Origin of the sequence: Hoeflea sp. AS60, from assembly GCF_038900115.1 — a bacterium.
Classification (GTDB): Bacteria; Pseudomonadota; Alphaproteobacteria; order Rhizobiales; family Rhizobiaceae; genus Hoeflea.
Genome location: NZ_JBBMQP010000002.1, coordinates 85340 through 102171 on the forward strand (window position 1 = coordinate 85340; position 16832 = coordinate 102171).

Consider the following 16832-nt stretch of genomic DNA (forward strand, 5'->3'; position numbering starts at 1 on the left):
ATGCAAGTCCGGCGGGTTTTTTTTGGCGCTCAGCGTGGAAGTCGGCAACAAATTGCCGGGGCGGGATTGCTGGTTCAGCGACTGCTAGGTGAACGGGATATGGGTTGCGCGGAAACCTGATTTCATCAGCTTCAAGGCCCAAAGCTGCGACCAAACGGCTTCAGGTGATTACAATGCTTGGGTAGTCTCGAAAGCTCGCATCTACGGAAGCTAACCTATAGTAATATCCATTGCGCATCTTGTTGTGTGCCAATCGGCCGGCCTCGACAACCGCAGCGTCCACTGATGTGAATTCAACCCAATTCTTTTCATGCAATTGGTTGGATTTGTATGTCTCGCAAAGAACTCGGGCGCCTGGCTTGTTTCCAGCTTCGATCGTAATCGCGCATACAGTCAATGATTTTTTGAAGAGACGTTCCAGTACTATTGTTTGAAATATTTCGTGAACGCCACGGTTATTCTCATCCGCCGGAGATGGCATAAGCATATCGTAGAGATTTTCTGGACACCCCATTCGAGGCTCCCACCGGATCGGTTGCAAACAACGTCCAAAAGCTAACGTTATTTAAGCTTTCTATGATTTGCTTAATTTGGTCAATTTGCCAGAAGTACTCATTAAGTTCTGAGATTGCCGGCGCGCTCTCTGTCCAAACGGATAAGCAGAAATCGTGCCAATACCCATAAAGTATCAAACCAAGAACACACCCGATCAGATCTACCAATTCCCACCAAGCTCCGAAGTGAACTATGAGGCTGCTGCAAGCCTGTACGATCGAAGCGACAGGAATCATGCGTTCCAGTTCTGCTGAATGGCGGTAGCAAGCAGGTTCAAGACCTTGGGTTTCGATGCTCGCGTCGTCAGTTGCGGCCCTTTGCGGACCTACGTTTTTAGGCAGCCCAGGCTCAGTTAGAGCCCATATCTACCGAGAACGCGGTCGAAGTATGCTGACAATCGGATGACATGCCTTCGACGGCAAACTGATCAGAGCAGGACCGACAACTGGTTCACTCAAGCGCCACGAGTTCACGATCTTGTCGCGGCGATCGTCCAAATTTTCGGGAATACTCCCTCGAAAATTGTGCCGAGCTTTCGTATCCAACACCGAATGCGATCTCCGACACTTTCGCGCTGGAGGTCTGAAGCGCATCTCGCGCCCTGAGCAGGCGCAAATCCTTTTGATATTGCAGCGGAGACGTTCCGGTCACAGCCTTGAATTGCTCGAAAAAGGCCGAACTGCTCATGCCGACATCCCGGGCCAGTTCCTTGACGACTATGGTCCTGGCGAGATGGGTTTGGATGTCCCGCGTGGCCTGAAAAATGCGACTGGCCGTGCTCTCATGCCACAGCAGTTTATGAAGCGTCTCGCCGTGCGGCCCCATCAGGAGGCGGGCGTGGATTTCCCGGGCGGTGATCGGGGCCAACAGACGTCGCGACGCGTCGGTATCGCATTGGCTGAAATAGCGCCGCAAAGCGTCTTCGATCTCTTCATCGGTGTCGCACAGGTGAATTGAAAACGGTTCCGAAGGCCGGGTGTCCGACGAAGACAATACAGCCGGCGCCAAGGAGCGGATCAGGTCGAGATCAAGCGGGAAGACGAGCGCGACATAGGGCAAATCGGGTGTTGCTTGGGTAATCCGTGAGAGAACCGGCAAGGCGTGGCTGACGATCAGCGACTGGCCGGCGCGCACGGTTATTGTTTTTGCACTAGTCGCCACTTCCTTGGCACCTTGAAGGATAAGGCAGAGCAATGGGCGATAGACGGTTGCGTTTTGGCCTGTGGGCGCCTCGTGGCGCAGCAGATGTATGCCGCTGTCCTCATGAAATAGCGCCCCCTGACGCAATCCCGATTGATCCAGTAGCGACGACACGCGGTTCAGCAGTGCTACGTGTGTCATGACGGTCTCCCTTGCTCGGGCGCGAGCCATAGCATGGTAAGGCGAACGAATTTACAGAAAAACCCCAAAAATGGAGGATCATGCAAGAAAATAGGACAAATCATAAAGATTACCACGGGTGCCTCGAATATCGTGTCCATATCAACACGGAGGTATCACAGAGATGAAAAATGTTCTCATTACCGGTATCGCAGGTGGCTTCGGCAAACCCACGGCGCTGGCTCTCTTGGCAAGGGGCTACGTCGTCGCCGGAAGTGTCCGCAGTCGCAGCGGGAAGAATGCCACGACTGTCGCCGAACTCGAAGCGGCGGGCGCAAAGATTGTCGAGATGGACGTGACCGACACGGCCAGCACCGGGCGCGGTGTCTCTGATGCCATCTCTCAACTCGGCGGGCTCGACATCTTGTTCAACAATGCGGGCATTGGCTCCTATGGCATCCAGGAGCTGATGTCGCCAGAGGACATGACACGGGTTTTCGACGTGAATGTCATGGGCGTTCAACGGGTCATGCGGGCAGCGTTGCCGCATCTGCGGGCGCAGGGGCGCGGCACCGTGCTCTACACCTCCAGTTTGATCGGGCGGATTGCGACCCCGTTCTACGGCACCTATTCGGCATCGAAATGGGCGCTGGAAGCTATCGTCGAATGCTACCGTACCGAGCTTTCAGGGTTCGGGATCGAATCCTGCATCATCGAACCTGGGGCAATGCCAACAGCCTTCTTTGATGGCATGGTGACACCGAACGATGCTGCACGCGAGGCCGAATACGGCGACTTCGCCGCTGTGCCCGCGATGTCCAGCAACGGACTGGCCCAGATGCTCGACGCAACGCCCGATCAGCGGCCGGAGCGCATTGCGGAGGCGGTCGTCGCTCTTCTGGATAGGCCGCTTGGGGAAAAGCCCTTCCGCACGGTGGTCGACTATGTCGGCGTCGGCCCTGAGATCGTGCGTTACAACGAAGTGCTCCACGACGTCACCCGCAATATCTTCACCAATTTCGGCATCGAACAGATGCTCGATCTGAACGCTTGAGGCGGCTTACATGAAAACCATACTGATCACAGGAGCCTCATCGGGCATCGGCGAAGCAACGGCGCGGCACTTTCAGGCAAAAGGTTGGAACGTCATCGCCACGATGCGTGCTCCGTCCGAAGACAGCGCACTTGCCGATCTGGACAATGTGCTGGTGACGCGACTGGATGTCACCGATGCCGCCTCCATCCCTGCGGCAGTGGCGGCGGGCATTGAGAAGTTCGGCAAGATCGACGTGCTGCTAAACAACGCGGGCTATGGCGCTTACGGTGCGCTTGAGGCGTTCACGATGGAGCGTATTCGGCGACAGTTTGACACCAATGTTGTCGGTCTCCTGGAAGTGACCAAGGCCGTTCTGCCCCATATGCGCCAAAATCGTTCGGGCACGGTCATCAATATCTCTTCCATCGGCGGCCAGATCACCTTTCCCCTTGGCACCTTGTACCACGGCACCAAGTTCGCGGTCGAAGGTCTGTCAGAGGCCCTGCACTACGAACTTGAACCGCTTGGCATTCGGGTGCGCATTGTTGAACCCGGAATGATCAAAACGAACTTCGGCGGCAGGTCTTTCGATTTCGCGATGGATGAAGGCCTTTCGGACTATGCACCGACCGCCGAGGCGATGGGCCGCCTGTTCGGCAAGCTGGCATCAAATCCTTCCGCACCTGAAACGGTGGCGGAGGTCATTTGGGAAGCCGCGCATGAGGACGGAGACCGTTTGCGTTTCCGCGCCGGAGAGGATGCGGTAAGGCTGTTGGAAGAGCGGAAGAGCCAGGATGACGGAACGTTCATCGGCGGCATCAAGAAGTTGATGAGTGGCTGAGCCAATGTTGGCCACGATCGCATTGGCAGCGATGGTTCCGGTGCAGTAAAGGTCCGCTCCCCGCCCACCTTTGCCTAACGCAACAGCTGTTCGCCTGAAATCATTCAGCGCAGAAAACTGCCGCAATCCCGTCCTCACTCCACCGCAAACGTCAGTGATGCCCAGTAGCTTTCCCAATCTGCATTGCGATCCGCTGGTGCCTCGATCATCTCGACGGCTGCGGCGAGATAGGTGCCAGAGGCGGGGATGGTGAAGCTGGCCTGGCCGCTGTCGTCGGTGCGGGTGATGGTTCGTGCGGCGGCGGCTCCGTCTTGCCCTTTTTCAAACAATGCCACTTGCGTGTCAGCCAGCGGCTTGCCTTCCCAGAGGAGTGTAAACCCCATTTCGGCACCGGCCGAGAGCGTCGACGGGTTCTGGGCTGCGACCAGCTCAAGCCGCATGCCTGTGGCGCGGTCCTGGTCACCCGATGCGTCGCCGACGGAGACAAGCGTCTTGGCGCAACGCGTGTAGAGTTCGCGGACGTCATCGCGCGACAATCCGCGGGCATCATGGCGGGCGGGGATCGCAGTCAGGCCTTCGAGATCAAGATAATAGGCGAATTTCTCCCACTCCTGAAACCGGATCCTCTCTGCCATGGAGACGTAGGTGAAGATGGTCAGTCCTTCCGCACGCGGTGTCATCGAAAGGGCGGGAAGATCGCCGGTCACGCCGGTTACATCGGCCTCGCCGAGCCGGTCATAGCTTTTGAAAGCAACAAACCGGGAGGGGATATAGGGGAAGGCATTGCCCTTGAAGTCCTGCCCGATGCGGATGTCGGCCTTGATTTCGGTTTCCGGACTGACTGAATAATCATCGGGTTCAATCCAGAATTCATGCGCCGAGACTGGACTAATGGCCAGCATCGCTCCAATTAGTGCCCATACAGGTGTGCGGGCCGATCTGCGGCGTGCCGGTTGTTCCATGGTGTTGTCTCCAATGTGGTTCTGCAGATGAAGATGTTCTCCCGGTCTTTTAATCAAGTGCTTGCGCGGGTGATTTTTGCGTTCATCCTCGTGGCAGGAGCTTGCCAAAGCTTGCGCGCGCATGAAATCAGGCCGGCGATCGTCGATCTGGTGTTTGCTGGCGACGGCACGGTGCAGCTTGATATGTCGTTGATCCTCGAAGCGGCGCTGGCCGAAATCGGCGCAGGGCATGGCGACACCGATGACAGCCCAAATGCTGAGCGGTACGACCAGTTGCGGCTGCTGGGCGAGGCAGAACTCGCGGCCGAGTTCGAGCGGTTCAAGGCGAGGTTTCTGGAGGGCGTCAACATTGCGGCCGATGGAACAAATCTTCCGCTCGAGGTGGTCAATCTCGATCTCGATCCGGTCGGCGACACCGATTTTGCGCGGCTGAGCCGTTTGTCACTGACGGGCCAATTGCCCGCAGGGGCAAAGGATGTGGTGTTTTCGTTCGATCAGGCGTTCGGCCCGAGCGTCATTCGTGTCCCCGATGCACAAGGAGAATACAGCTATTCCGCCTATCTTGGTGATGGCAGCCCCAGCGAACCCATTCCGGTTGTTGGCGGCCTTACCGTGAGCGCCAGTCAGGTGTTTTTCGACTACATCGGCATCGGGTTTACCCACATCGTCCCCAAGGGGCTAGATCATATCCTTTTCGTGGTCGGTCTGTTTCTGCTGTCGCCGCGGCTCAAGCCGCTGCTTATCCAGATCACATCCTTCACGCTGGCTCATTCCGTGACGCTGGCGCTTGCCATGCTGGGCATCATTTCGGTGCCTGCGAGCATTGTCGAGCCGCTGATTGCAGCCTCAATCGTCTTCATTGCGGTTGAAAACCTGGCGACGAACAAGCTCAGCCCGTGGCGTCCCTTCGTGGTGTTCGGGTTCGGCCTGCTGCACGGTCTCGGCTTTGCGGGAGTATTGACGGAAATCGGTCTGTCGCCAGCGCATTTTGCCAGCGGGCTGATTGCCTTCAATGTCGGCGTCGAGGCGGGGCAGCTTGCGGTGGTGGCAGGATGCTACGCGCTGTTCGGAGCCTGGTTTTCCGACAAGAGCTGGTACCGTGCCCGCGTGACCATGCCAATGTCGCTGGCAATCGCCTGTGTCGCGGTATGGTGGTTTGCCGAGCGCACCGGTCTGGTCGCCTGAACGCCCGGGCGGATTTCGCCGACACAAATGCGTGCCACGCTCAAATTGCCGCGGCGCAAGACATGAGCCGGCAAATCCGTCCGTCTGTTTGACGTCTGGCCGCCCACTCTTGGTTGAAGGCGCCCAAGGTGGGTTTAAACAGATGTTAATCGGTTTGAATTCTAATTCACGTTGTAATTTTTAGGCTTTCGCCTGCAGGTTTTCCCGACGCTGGTGCATTTGGCGCCATGTATTTATTGGCTGCCAATTTCAACAATACCTTTGTCAAAATGAAAAAATTGCGTTTCAGAAGACTCATCCCGGCCATCCATTTTCTCGCGTTTCTGACGTTTCACTACCTGCTTGTTCTGGGGCATGTACCGCCGGAAAATCAGGTCCCGGCAACGCTTGGTGCATCCAGCTTGACGGCGATGACGTTTGCGATGGTGCTGGCGGCGCGGTTCCGGGCGGTGGACTGGTTCCTTGATGGTCCGGGACGCTCGTACAGACTGCACCGCTGGCTCGGTTATGCTGCCATGGCTCCGATGGTTGGGCACTGGATCCTCGCCACACCGTCTGGAGACGGCATCGTTCCGGGGCTCGCCTCGTCCGCAACAGTCAGCGCCGAATATGCAGCGGTCCTTCTTGTCATGCTTGCGGTGATCTCGCCGCTCAAGCTGGTACCTTACCATCTGTGGAAGTTCGGGCACTTCCTGATGGGGCCGGTCTACCTGATCGCGGTCTACCACACGTTTTTCGCCAGAATGCCAATTGCGACAGGCGATACGGTTTGGTGGGTTCTGCTGGCCTTGTCGCTTCTTGGAACCTTATCCCTGATCCGGACAGTGGTGCGCCATGTTCGCCCCGCCCGGACCTACGTTGTTTCGGAGATCATCCGGATCAAACAGGGGCTTGATATCCGCCTCAGGCCGATTGCAGCGAGGGACGAGATCAGCTGGCTTCCAGGTCAGTTCGCCTCGGTATCTGTCGAGGGCGCCGGCAGGTGGGAAACCCACCCTTTCACGATTTGCTCGGCGCCGGGAAAAGCCGAAATGCGCTTCGTTATCGGCAACCGGGGCGATTACACTGCGGATCTCGTGTCGCACCTCAAGCCGGGCGACAGGTTTCGCATTCATGAGGTGAATGGTGAATTCACCCCGCAATTCGCGCCCGACAGAACCGCCGCGCAGGTTTGGGTGGCTGGTGGCATCGGATTGACGCCATTTCTGGCAGCCATTGATGCGATGGTTCCCGACAACGGGGCGGCAATCGATCTTGTCTATTGTTACAGGTCTCTGACCTGGGCCTTCGATGTCGAGCGTCTGGTCAAGGCGGCGGAGACTTTGCCGCAATTGCGCGTGCATTTCTTCGACGGAGAACTGGCCGGGTTGTTCCAGAAAAACACCTTGCCGAGCCTGTGTGCTCCCGGCTGGAAGCAGGGTGACCTTTACATCTGCGGACCGGAGCCGTTGATCGATCCGGTTTGTGATTGCTGGCGGTTTCATGGTGGCGAAGGCTCGATCCATGTCGAACTGTTCGAGTTCAGAACCAGTTGGGAAGTATCCAGGTTGCTTGGAAAGCCGCGCCCGAACATTGACGGGGGTGCGGACCTTGCTCCTCCGGCGATATTGAGCTTCGGTGATCTTGCCGAACAGCCGGTTTCGGCTCCCCGTCGCAGGCGAGGTCCTAGCGTGCGAGCCTGGTTGGAAACGCGCCAAAAAATAGTTCACGAATGACGCGATTTGGCGCGCGTGTTCACAAGCGTCGCAAATAGTCTCGCCTTGCAGGGCGCTACGCGTGCCTTTTGCTCGGGAGACCTACAATGCCGCCTTTCCTGTCCATTTCCCGCCGCACCCGGCGCACCCCCTTTACCGATCGCGTGACCGCCGAAGGTGTGTCCGCCTATACGATCTACAATCACATGCTGCTGCCGACGGTTTTCCGGTCCGTGGTCGAGGATTATCGCCATCTCAAGACCGCCGTGCAGGTCTGGGATGTGGCATGCGAAAGGCAGATCGAGATATTCGGACCCCAGGCGGCCGAACTGGTGCAGATGCTGACGCCGCGCGACTTGTCGGACATGGTCGTCGGACAGTGCCTTTATACGCCGATGGTGGACGAGACCGGCGGCATGCTGAATGACCCGGTTACGGTCAAACTCGATGAGGACCGATACTGGGTGTCGATCGCCGACAGCGACCTGTTGCTGTGGATCAAGGGCCTCGCCGTTGGCTTCAGGCTCGCGGTGGACGTGGTCGAGCCGGATGTATCACCACTGGCGATCCAGGGGCCGCGCGCCGATGATCTGGCTGCACGGGTTTTTGGCGAAGAGGTGCGTTCGATCCGCTTCTTCCGCTACAAGCGGCTGGCCTTCAACGGAGTTGATCTTGTGGTGGCGCGATCGGGCTATTCAAAGCAGGGCGGCTTCGAGATCTATGTTGAGGGCGGTCAGCACGGTGAGCCCTTGTGGGACGCGCTTTTTGAAGCGGGCAGGGATCTTGATGTACGGGCCGGGTGCCCCAATCTGATCGAACGGATAGAAGCTGGCATGCTGTCCTACGGCAATGACATGACCCGCGCCAATACGCCACACGAGTGCGGCCTGGGCCGGTTTTGCGACACGAGGTCAGCCATCGGCTGTGTCGGCCGCGATGCCTTGTTGCGGGTCGCCAAGGAAGGGCCGCTCAAGCAGATCCGCTATCTGGAGATCGAAGGCAAGGCGGTGCCACCATGCTCGGAACCGTGGATTGTCAGTGCCGGAGACGAACCGGTGGGGCAGATTACCTCGGCGGCATGGTCTCCCGATTTTGGCACCAATGTCGCAATTGCAATGATCGGTCGTGATGCTTGGGACGAGGGGAGCGTTGTCGATGTCGCCACGCCCGATGGAAACAGGAGTGCGCGGGTGCGGGCCGGAAGCTGGCTGTGACGGATTGATCTTGATCAAGGCATAGGGGAGGCCGCGCATGCATTGTGCGGTCCAAACCAATGGTGCCCGATATGAACACGCAGACTCCTCCCGACGTCTCGGACGAACTTGACCAGATCGAACGACTTGAGGCCGAGTCGGTCAATGCTGCCTGGAAGCGCAAGCCGCTCTATGAAGCCCGCAAGAAGATTTTTCCCAAGCGGGCCGAAGGAACCTACCGCCGGTTCAAGTGGCTGATCATGCTGGTCACACTCGGGATCTACTACATCACGCCCTGGCTGAGATGGGATCGCGGGCCGTTTGCGCCGGATCAGGCCGTGCTGCTCGACGTTGCAAACCGCCGTTTCTACATGTTTTTCATCGAAATCTGGCCGCAGGAGTTCTTCTTCGTCGCTGGCCTGTTGGTGATGGCCGGATTCGGTCTTTTCCTGATCACCTCGGCGGTTGGGCGCGCCTGGTGCGGCTACACCTGTCCGCAGACGGTCTGGGTGGATCTGTTTCTGGTTGTCGAGCGGGCGATCGAGGGCGACCGCAATCAGCGCATGAAGCTTGAAGGCGCGCCCTGGAGCGTGTCGAAACTGGCCAAGCGCGTGCTCAAGCATGCAATCTGGATCCTGATCGGGGTTGCCACCGGCGGCGCCTGGATTTTCTATTTTGCCGACGCGCCGACCCTTTTGATGGAATTTCTCACGGGCCACGCCGCGCCTGTCGCCTATATCACGGTGGCGATCCTGACGGCGACAACTTACACCTTCGGCGGGCTGATGCGCGAGCAGGTGTGCATCTACATGTGCCCGTGGCCGCGCATCCAGGCTGCAATGCTGGATGAAAATTCGCTTGTGGTGACCTACAATGACTGGCGCGGCGAACCACGTGGACGCCACGCCAAGAAGGCTGCCGCGCAAGGGGTGATCCAGGGGGATTGCGTGGATTGCAATGCCTGTGTCGCGGTCTGTCCGATGGGCATCGACATCCGGGACGGCCAGCAGCTCGAGTGCATCACTTGCGCATTGTGCATCGATGCCTGCGACAACATCATGGACAAGCTCGACCGGCCACGCGGCCTTATCTCCTACGCCACGCTGTCTGATTATGCCGACAACATGGCGCTTGCCACGGACCCTCAAACCGGTGCGCTTGATCCAACCCGGGTTCGCACCGGAAACAACGGTTTTGTCGATAAGGTCAAGCATTTCAACTGGCGCATCGTCTTCCGCCCGCGTTCGCTGCTCTACATGGGCGTCTGGTCGTTGGTCGGCATCGGCCTGCTGGTGGCGCTGGTGTCGCGTGACCGTCTTGAGGTCAACGTTCTGCATGACCGCAATCCGCAATATGTGCTGGAATCAAACGGCGATATCCGAAATGGCTATTCGGTCAAGATCCTCAACATGATCCCCGAACCGCGCATCATCTTCCTGTCGATCGAAGGTCTGCCGGGCGCCACCATGAAGATCCCGGGGATCGATCAGCCTGCTGGTGTCTCCTTCGCAATCCCGGTCGAACCCGACCGCCTGCGCGAACTCAGGGTGGTTGTGAACCAGCCGAAGGAGTATGTTGGTTCAAAGACCGAGATTTTCCGCATCATTGCTGAAGACAAATCCAGCTCTGAGCGGGACAGCTACAGTGCGCATTTCCATGCGCCGGAGACAAAATGATGCAAATGATGCGAGCGATATTCCAGCCCAAGGAATTTACCGGCAGACACATGCTTTTCACGATGCTGGCGTTCTTCGGGGTCATCATCACGGTCAATCTGGTGATGGCGCGTTTCGCGATCACCACCTGGAGCGGCCTGGTTGTGCCCAACACCTATGTGGCCAGTCAGGAATTCAACGCCAAGGCGGCTGAAGCTCGGACCATCGACGCTCTGGGCTACCGGATGAAACTGATCCCCAGTGTCGACGGGCTTGAGATCGATTTCATCGATTCTGCGGGCAATCTGGCAATTGCGGATTCGATCATTGCCGAGTTACGGCGTCCGGTGGGCGAACACCATGACCGTCACATGGTTCTGACCCGCGATCCTGACGGGATTTACCGGGGTGCAGGCGAACTTGCGGAAGGCGAATGGATCGCCACCGTAACTGCGACCCGGGACGGCCAGACGCTTTACAAGAAGGGCCGGCGGTTTCACGTCAAGGCGGACGGGAGCATGGGACAGTGAGCTGTTGCGCGGCGGGTACAGAAAGCGCTGCGGAACTCGAGGCGCTGAAAACCGATGGGCCGTCAGCCGAAGAAATGTGGCTGTCGAGCCGTGCGCTGGGCGATGGGTTGCGCCAGGTTGACCTGATTGTACCCGGCGTCCATTGCGGCGCCTGCATAGCTCTTCTTGAGAAGGAGCTGCCCAAGACCAAAGGTGTCGATCACGCGCGGGTCAATCTTTCCACACGGCGCGTGTCGGTGGTGTTTGATGGCAAGGATGCCGGCGGGGCAGGCGCGGGGCACCCTGAAGCCGTGTTGACGGCGCTCGGCGAAAAATTCAAGTCGCTTGGCTATCCGGCGCATTTGCCCGGCGGCGCCGACGAGGCCGCGGATCCTGCCATGCGCGAGCTTCTGAAGGCACTCGCAGTGGCGGGCTTTGCCTCGATGAATGTGATGTTGCTTTCGGTCTCGGTCTGGTCAGGCGCGGAAGCGGCGACCCGGGATCTGTTTCACTGGGTCTCGGCGCTGATTGCAGCACCTGCGCTGATCTATTCCGGCCGGGTGTTCTTTGTCTCGGCCTGGGGCGCGCTCAGGCATGGTCGCGCCAACATGGACGTGCCGATTTCTCTCGGCGTGATCCTGGCCTACGGGATTTCGCTCTATGAAACGATCACCCATGGCGAGCATGCCTATTTCGACGCCTCGGTGACACTGCTGTTCTTCCTTCTCGCCGGTCGCGTGCTTGACCACATGATGCGCGAGAAGGCCCGTTCGGCGGTTCGCAATCTGGTGCGCTTGTCGCCGCGTGGCGCCATGGTGATCCGCGATGACGGCAGCCGTGAGTATCTTGCTCTCGACGAGATCGAACCGGGTATGCGGCTGGCGATTTCTGCCGGCGACCGGATCCCGGTGGACGGTCGCATCGTTTCGGGCCGTTCGGACATGGATTTTGCCGTCGTCAATGGCGAGAGCGCGCCGCAACTGGTCGAAGCCGGATCGCTGACACCGGCGGGCACGCTCAACCTCACTGGGCCGCTGGTGCTGGAGGCCACGCGCAGTGCCAGGAACTCGTTCCTGGCCGAGATGGTGTCAATGATGGAGGCGGCCGAAAGCGGCCGCGCTGGCTACCGGCGCATAGCCGACCGGGCCTCGGCCATCTATGCGCCCGTGGTGCATCTGCTGGCGATTGGCACATTCATCGGCTGGATGGTGGTGTCCGGCGACTGGCGCATGGCGATGCTGACAGCCGTCTCGGTGCTGATCATCACCTGCCCCTGCGCGCTGGGGCTCGCGGTGCCCGTGGTTCAGGTGATTGCTGCTGGCCGGCTGTTCGAGAACGGCATCATGGTCAAGGACGGGTCGGCGATGGAGCGCATGGCCCAGACCGACCACGTGGTGTTCGACAAGACCGGGACGCTGACCCAGGGCAAGCCGCAATTGATCAATGCTGCCGCGGTGGCTGCAGATCATCTGGCCATCGCGGCGCGGATCGCGCGGGCATCCCGTCATCCCTTGAGCCGGGCGCTAGCCCTGCTGGACCAGACAGGCAAGGACCTGCCGGAGTTCGAGATCGTCGAAATTCCCGGCGACGGGGTGGAAGCCAAGTCGCTCGATGGCGCAGTCTACCGTCTCGGCCGCAGCACATTCGCGCTTGATGGTCACACTGACGGGCCCGAGCGCGCGGCTGATGCAAGCCAGGTGATCCTTTCCAGGAACGGCCAGTTCCTGGATGTGTTCCTGTTCTCCGATCAGCTTCGCCGTGGAGCCCAGCAGGCCGTGGCGCGATTGGCATCGCTTGGCGTTGATGCCGAAATCCTGTCCGGCGACCGCGAAGCGCCGGTGAAGGCGCTGGCATCAGAACTCGGCATGACGGACTACGTCGCCGGTGTCCGCCCTCGTGGCAAGGTCGATCGGGTTCAGGCGCTGGCGGCAGCCGGTGGCAGGCCGCTGATGGTGGGAGATGGTCTCAACGATGCTCCGGCCCTGTCGGCAGCCTATGTGTCGATGGCGCCTGCCAGTGCCGCCGACGTTGGACGAATGGCTGCGGATTTCGTGTTCCTGCATGATTCGCTTGAGGCAGTGCCCTTGGCGATCGCCGTCTCTCGTAAGGCGGGCAGCCTCATCCGGCAGAATTTTGCGCTCGCCGTGATCTACAACTGCGTGGCGGTTCCGGCCGCGGTTCTGGGGCATGCCACGCCTCTGATCGCAGCGCTTGCCATGTCGTCCTCCTCGGTTCTGGTGGTGTTGAATTCGCTCAGATTGCGACGCAAGACCAAGGTTGAGAATTTCGCCCGGTCCGCACCCGATCAGGTTTCGACCGCGACTGTGGCCAGCGCCGGCCTGCAGGCATCGGCATGAACAACCTGATTTTCCTGATCCCGATCGCGCTCTTTCTCGGTGCCCTTGGGCTTGGCGCATTCCTGTGGTCGATGAAGAGCGGTCAGTATGACGATCTTGAAGGTGCTGCCTGGCGGGTGCTTGATGATGATGACGACAAGCCCAAACCGGATTGATCCGGCGTAAACGCAGAGCAGCCGATCCTTCAGCGCTCCAAAACTGTGGCAATTGAACAAGATAGCAGGCTCTGGCGCTTGCCGCGTGGCGTGGCTTGGGCCAAGGTTTGTTCCGGCTAGACCGCATTGCAGCCTCACGCCTGACGTGGCCAGATTGCTGTGGAGCCTGTGAGTTGGTACGCAGTCATTTCTTTGAATCAATTCGGATTTAAAGCGAACTGCCGATAGTAAAGGGAGGCCGGGATGGCCAAAGCGGAAATAGGTGTCATCGGATTGGGCGTCATGGGCGCAAATCTGGCCCTCAATATTGCCGATAACGGTTATCACGTCGCCGTTTACAACAGGACGGCCTCCCGCACTGAGGAGTTTGCTGCCGGCGCTGGCAATTTGTCCGACCGGGTAACAGCCTGCGCGACGCTTGAAGACTTTGTCGCCGCCATCCGCCCGCCGCGCCCGGTTATCATCATGGTCAAGGCTGGAGAGCCGGTAGATCAGCAGATTGCGGCGCTGAAACCTCTGCTGGCCGCAAACGACATCATCATTGATGCGGGTAACGCCAATTTTCGCGACACCATGCGCCGGTTCACTCACCTTGAAGGTTCAGGTCTGACCTTCATCGGTATGGGCGTATCAGGCGGGGAGGAAGGCGCGCGCCGCGGGCCTTCGATCATGGTCGGCGGTGCCGAAGAGGCCTGGCGGCGGGTCGAGCCGGTGCTCACCGCGATTTCGGCCAAATACATGGACGAGCCCTGTGCAGCCTGGCTTGGTGAAAATGGCGCCGGACACTTCGTCAAGACCATCCACAACGGCATTGAATATGCTGACATGCAGATGATTGCCGAGGTCTACGGCGTCATGCGTGACCATCTCTCAATGGATGCCGCGGCGATAGCGGCGGTGTTTTCAAACTGGTCGACAGGGCCTCTGGATTCCTACCTGATCGACATCACAGCGGATGTGCTAAGGGTTCAGGATGCGAGCACCGGACGCCCGATTGTCGATATCATCGTCGATGCTGCGGGCCAGAAAGGAACTGGCCGCTGGTCGGTTATCGAAAGCCAGATGATGGGGGTTCCGGCAACCGCCATCGAGGCGGCGGTGGCGGCGCGCAGCCTGTCAGCGATGCGCGACCAGAGAGCAAAGGCACAGGAACGCTTTGGCCTGCCTCAACAGCAGGACCCGCGTGAGGTTCAGCTTGTGGTCGATGATCTGGAGAAGGCGTTGCTTGCCGGCAAGGTTGTGGCCTATGCGCAGGGTTTCGCTGTTATGGCGGCAGCCTCGGAGGAGTTTGGCTGGAACCTGCCGATGGCCACGATTGCCCGGATCTGGCGTGCGGGATGCATCATCAGATCCCGGTTTCTCGATGAAATCGCCACTGCCTTCACCCAGGATCCCGACGTGCCTAACCTGGCGCTCACGCCCGCATTCTCCCAGATGATCCAGGATACCGATATGTCTCTGCGGCGGATTGTTGCCGAGGCTGCGTTAAACGGTTTGCCAGTGCCTGCGCTGGCCAGCGCGCTTGGATATTTCGACACCTATCGCCGCGAGCGCGGGACGGCCAACCTTATCCAGGCGCAACGCGATTTCTTCGGCGCGCATGGATTTGAGCGGCTTGATGGGGAAGGCGAGCACCACGGTCCGTGGGGCGGATAGAGCCGATCAGGGCGCGGCGAACCTCTTTTCAATGGCGGAGATCCCGGCCATGAGCTGCTCGGCACCTGTCTGGCCGAGCATTTCCATCAGCTTGGCCTCGTAGCTTCGGGCAAGTGTGACCAGATCCCGATAATTGGCGCTGCCGTCGCGCGTCAACTCGATGTGCTCTATGCGGCGGTCGGTTTCGTCAACCTGACGCGTGATCCATTTTCGCTCCTCGAGTGCACGGATGGCTCGGCTGACCTTGGTCTTGTGCATAGAGGAGTGGGCCCCGATCTCGGTGGCGGTGATCCGGTTGAACTGGCCGATGGTCGCCAGTGTCCGCCATTCCGGTCGGGTCATGCCATGCCGCTCGCGGTAGAGCGTCGCAAACTGGCGGCTGATGATTTCCGACGCTCGGGCCAGCCGATAGGGCAGGAAACCCTCGAGTGCCAGCGAGGCATCGTCCGGCTCAACTTCGGATGGTGTTTGAGGCACAGTCATCATGGTTTGTCATTTCCTTGATGGTTACGATTGCAACTTTTGTGAGTGTTCCGCATAAACCGAAAGTATCTCGGGTGCAATTGCAACGCCCCCGGCCAGGTTCTAAATCTGGATTCTTTTGGTAAGAAAAACCGGCTCAGGCCGCAGCGAGGTGTCATGGAGCGCAGTCAGATCAACGAAATCCTGGAAGAGAGCGAACGCTTCATTCGCTCTTTCGGTTACGTCATGCCGCCATTCGCCTATTGGAGCCCGGCGGAAATGCGTGCGCGCACTGCGTCAGACGCAGGGGCCATTCGCGACAACAGGCTCGGCTGGGACATCACCGATTACGGACAAGGAAAGTTCGATGATCTTGGGCTGTTTCTGTTTACTGTCCGCAACGGATCAGCGGCCGATCTGGCCGAGGGCAGGGGCATGCTCTACGCCGAGAAGATCATGATCTCGCGCAAGGACCAGTTGTCGCCGATGCACAGGCACACCATCAAGGCCGAAGACATCATCAATCGCGGCGGCGGCAAGCTGGTGCTGGAACTGTTCGCCTCCGGCGAGGATGGATCAATCGATCCTGCAGCCGATGTTTCCGTTTCGACCGATGGTGTGGTGCGAACATTTTCCGCCGGTGGCCTGCTCAAGCTCGATCCCGGCGAGAGTGTTACGCTGATGCCGGGCGTCTGGCATGCGTTCTGGGGAGAAGGCGGCGACGTTCTGATTGGCGAAGTCTCGACGGTGAATGATGATCTGACAGATAATGTCTTTCGGGAACCGATCGGTCGGTTTTCGACGATAATCGAAGACGAGAAGCCGCGTCACCTGCTGGTGTCGGATTACGATGACTGGCTTTGATGCTTTTTAGGCTGTGGTCCGAGGAGAAGTTGGCGTCAGCCGGAACCCCGCATGGTTCCGGCTGACGCTCAGGAAAAACCGCGCCGCACATCCTCACCCCGCCCCCGAGGCAGATGGGCTGCAGTTCCCCGTTCCTGATCAGGTGTCGGTTTTTTGGAGTAGGCCGAGCCTGCCCGCCTTTGCCAGCCCGGCAAGCCGGTTCGGGACCCGCAATTTCAACACTACCACATTGAGCACTGAAGCGACTTCAAATTCCGTCAGTTCCAGTTCGACACCGATTTGTGCATCGGTGATGCCTTTCGCACACTGGCGAAGGCATTCCAACTCTGTTCCTGTCAGGGGCAACAGTCCGCTGTCTTTGCCGAGATCCACAATCAAATTCCTTTTG

At 59.0% G+C, this 16832-nt stretch carries 15 protein-coding genes; 11 read left to right on the plus strand and 4 right to left on the minus strand.

The annotated features are described in order from the left end of the window. Positions 1 to 1005 precede the first annotated feature (1005 nt). Positions 1006 to 1926, minus strand: coding sequence for an AraC family transcriptional regulator (locus WNZ14_RS10695; protein ID WP_342868638.1), 921 nt, complete (start codon positions 1924 to 1926; stop codon positions 1006 to 1008). Positions 1927 to 2059: 133 nt separating this feature from the next. Between WNZ14_RS10695 and WNZ14_RS10700 the strand changes: the two genes are divergently transcribed. Together WNZ14_RS10700 and WNZ14_RS10705 are read left to right on the plus strand one after the other, a co-directional pair. Then, complete coding sequence (locus WNZ14_RS10700; protein WP_342868639.1) at positions 2060 to 2929, plus strand: SDR family NAD(P)-dependent oxidoreductase; 870 nt, start codon at positions 2060 to 2062, stop codon at positions 2927 to 2929. 10 nt (positions 2930 to 2939) lie between these two features. After that, positions 2940 to 3752, plus strand: a complete 813-nt coding sequence (locus tag WNZ14_RS10705; protein WP_342868640.1) for an SDR family oxidoreductase — start codon at positions 2940 to 2942, stop codon at positions 3750 to 3752. A gap of 134 nt (positions 3753 to 3886) precedes the next feature. On the opposite strand, the gene WNZ14_RS10710 is transcribed toward WNZ14_RS10705, so the two are convergent. Then, complete coding sequence (locus WNZ14_RS10710) at positions 3887 to 4714, minus strand: DUF4198 domain-containing protein (protein WP_342868641.1); 828 nt, start codon at positions 4712 to 4714, stop codon at positions 3887 to 3889. A 111-nt stretch (positions 4715 to 4825) separates the two neighbouring features. On the opposite strand from WNZ14_RS10710, the gene WNZ14_RS10715 reads away from it, so the two are divergent. The 8 genes from WNZ14_RS10715 to gndA all read left to right on the plus strand — a co-directional run bounded on the left by WNZ14_RS10715 (position 4826) and on the right by gndA (position 15118). After that, complete coding sequence (locus WNZ14_RS10715; protein ID WP_342868642.1) at positions 4826 to 5899, plus strand: HupE/UreJ family protein; 1074 nt, start codon at positions 4826 to 4828, stop codon at positions 5897 to 5899. A 278-nt stretch (positions 5900 to 6177) separates the two neighbouring features. After that, positions 6178 to 7614, plus strand: coding sequence for a ferredoxin reductase family protein (locus WNZ14_RS10720; RefSeq protein ID WP_342868643.1), 1437 nt, complete (start codon positions 6178 to 6180; stop codon positions 7612 to 7614). 86 nt (positions 7615 to 7700) lie between these two features. Further along, complete coding sequence (locus WNZ14_RS10725) at positions 7701 to 8807, plus strand: dimethylsulfoniopropionate demethylase (RefSeq protein ID WP_342868644.1); 1107 nt, start codon at positions 7701 to 7703, stop codon at positions 8805 to 8807. 71 nt (positions 8808 to 8878) lie between these two features. Next, positions 8879 to 10462 (plus strand): cytochrome c oxidase accessory protein CcoG, encoded by a 1584-nt coding sequence (ccoG, locus tag WNZ14_RS10730; protein ID WP_342868645.1) that lies wholly within the window; start codon positions 8879 to 8881, stop codon positions 10460 to 10462. After that, complete coding sequence (locus WNZ14_RS10735; protein ID WP_342868646.1) at positions 10459 to 10971, plus strand: FixH family protein; 513 nt, start codon at positions 10459 to 10461, stop codon at positions 10969 to 10971. Before ccoG ends, WNZ14_RS10735 begins: the two co-directional genes overlap by 4 nt. Next, positions 10968 to 13307 (plus strand): cation-translocating P-type ATPase, encoded by a 2340-nt coding sequence (locus tag WNZ14_RS10740; RefSeq protein WP_342868647.1) that lies wholly within the window; start codon positions 10968 to 10970, stop codon positions 13305 to 13307. Before WNZ14_RS10735 ends, WNZ14_RS10740 begins: the two co-directional genes overlap by 4 nt. Continuing rightward, positions 13304 to 13462, plus strand: coding sequence for a cbb3-type cytochrome oxidase assembly protein CcoS (gene ccoS, locus WNZ14_RS10745; RefSeq protein ID WP_342868648.1), 159 nt, complete (start codon positions 13304 to 13306; stop codon positions 13460 to 13462). The genes WNZ14_RS10740 and ccoS overlap by 4 nt, the downstream gene beginning before the upstream one ends. Before the next feature lie 243 nt (positions 13463 to 13705). Further along, positions 13706 to 15118: an NADP-dependent phosphogluconate dehydrogenase gene (gene gndA / locus WNZ14_RS10750; RefSeq protein WP_342868649.1), complete on the plus strand. Its 1413-nt coding sequence runs from the start codon at positions 13706 to 13708 to the stop codon at positions 15116 to 15118. A gap of 6 nt (positions 15119 to 15124) precedes the next feature. On the opposite strand, the gene WNZ14_RS10755 is transcribed toward gndA, so the two are convergent. Then, positions 15125 to 15604, minus strand: coding sequence for a MarR family transcriptional regulator (locus tag WNZ14_RS10755; protein WP_342868650.1), 480 nt, complete (start codon positions 15602 to 15604; stop codon positions 15125 to 15127). 153 nt (positions 15605 to 15757) lie between these two features. Between WNZ14_RS10755 and WNZ14_RS10760 the strand changes: the two genes are divergently transcribed. Beyond that, the gene (locus tag WNZ14_RS10760; RefSeq protein WP_342868651.1) at positions 15758 to 16444 is read left to right on the plus strand and encodes a D-lyxose/D-mannose family sugar isomerase; all 687 of its coding nucleotides are present in this window, start codon (positions 15758 to 15760) and stop codon (positions 16442 to 16444) included. Between the two features lie 138 nt (positions 16445 to 16582). Here the strand turns inward: WNZ14_RS10760 and WNZ14_RS10765 are convergent, their stop codons facing one another. Next, on the minus strand, positions 16583 to 16816 hold the full coding sequence (locus tag WNZ14_RS10765; RefSeq protein ID WP_342868652.1) for a LuxR C-terminal-related transcriptional regulator: 234 nt from the start codon (positions 16814 to 16816) through the stop codon (positions 16583 to 16585). Positions 16817 to 16832: the final 16 nt, after the last annotated feature.

What these genes read in the sequence shown, in the direction of transcription:
- WNZ14_RS10695 (WP_342868638.1), bottom strand. Translation starts at nt 1,926, where the DNA reads ATGGCTCGCGCCCGAGCAAGGGAGACCGTCATGACACACGTAGCACTG.
- WNZ14_RS10700 (WP_342868639.1), top strand. Translation starts at nt 2,060, where the DNA reads ATGAAAAATGTTCTCATTACCGGTATCGCAGGTGGCTTCGGCAAACCC.
- WNZ14_RS10705 (WP_342868640.1), top strand. Translation starts at nt 2,940, where the DNA reads ATGAAAACCATACTGATCACAGGAGCCTCATCGGGCATCGGCGAAGCA.
- WNZ14_RS10710 (WP_342868641.1), bottom strand. Translation starts at nt 4,714, where the DNA reads ATGGAACAACCGGCACGCCGCAGATCGGCCCGCACACCTGTATGGGCA.
- WNZ14_RS10725 (WP_342868644.1), top strand. Translation starts at nt 7,701, where the DNA reads ATGCCGCCTTTCCTGTCCATTTCCCGCCGCACCCGGCGCACCCCCTTT.
- ccoG (WP_342868645.1), top strand. Translation starts at nt 8,879, where the DNA reads ATGAACACGCAGACTCCTCCCGACGTCTCGGACGAACTTGACCAGATC.
- WNZ14_RS10735 (WP_342868646.1), top strand. Translation starts at nt 10,459, where the DNA reads ATGATGCAAATGATGCGAGCGATATTCCAGCCCAAGGAATTTACCGGC.
- ccoS (WP_342868648.1), top strand. Translation starts at nt 13,304, where the DNA reads ATGAACAACCTGATTTTCCTGATCCCGATCGCGCTCTTTCTCGGTGCC.
- gndA (WP_342868649.1), top strand. Translation starts at nt 13,706, where the DNA reads ATGGCCAAAGCGGAAATAGGTGTCATCGGATTGGGCGTCATGGGCGCA.
- WNZ14_RS10755 (WP_342868650.1), bottom strand. Translation starts at nt 15,604, where the DNA reads ATGATGACTGTGCCTCAAACACCATCCGAAGTTGAGCCGGACGATGCC.
- WNZ14_RS10760 (WP_342868651.1), top strand. Translation starts at nt 15,758, where the DNA reads ATGGAGCGCAGTCAGATCAACGAAATCCTGGAAGAGAGCGAACGCTTC.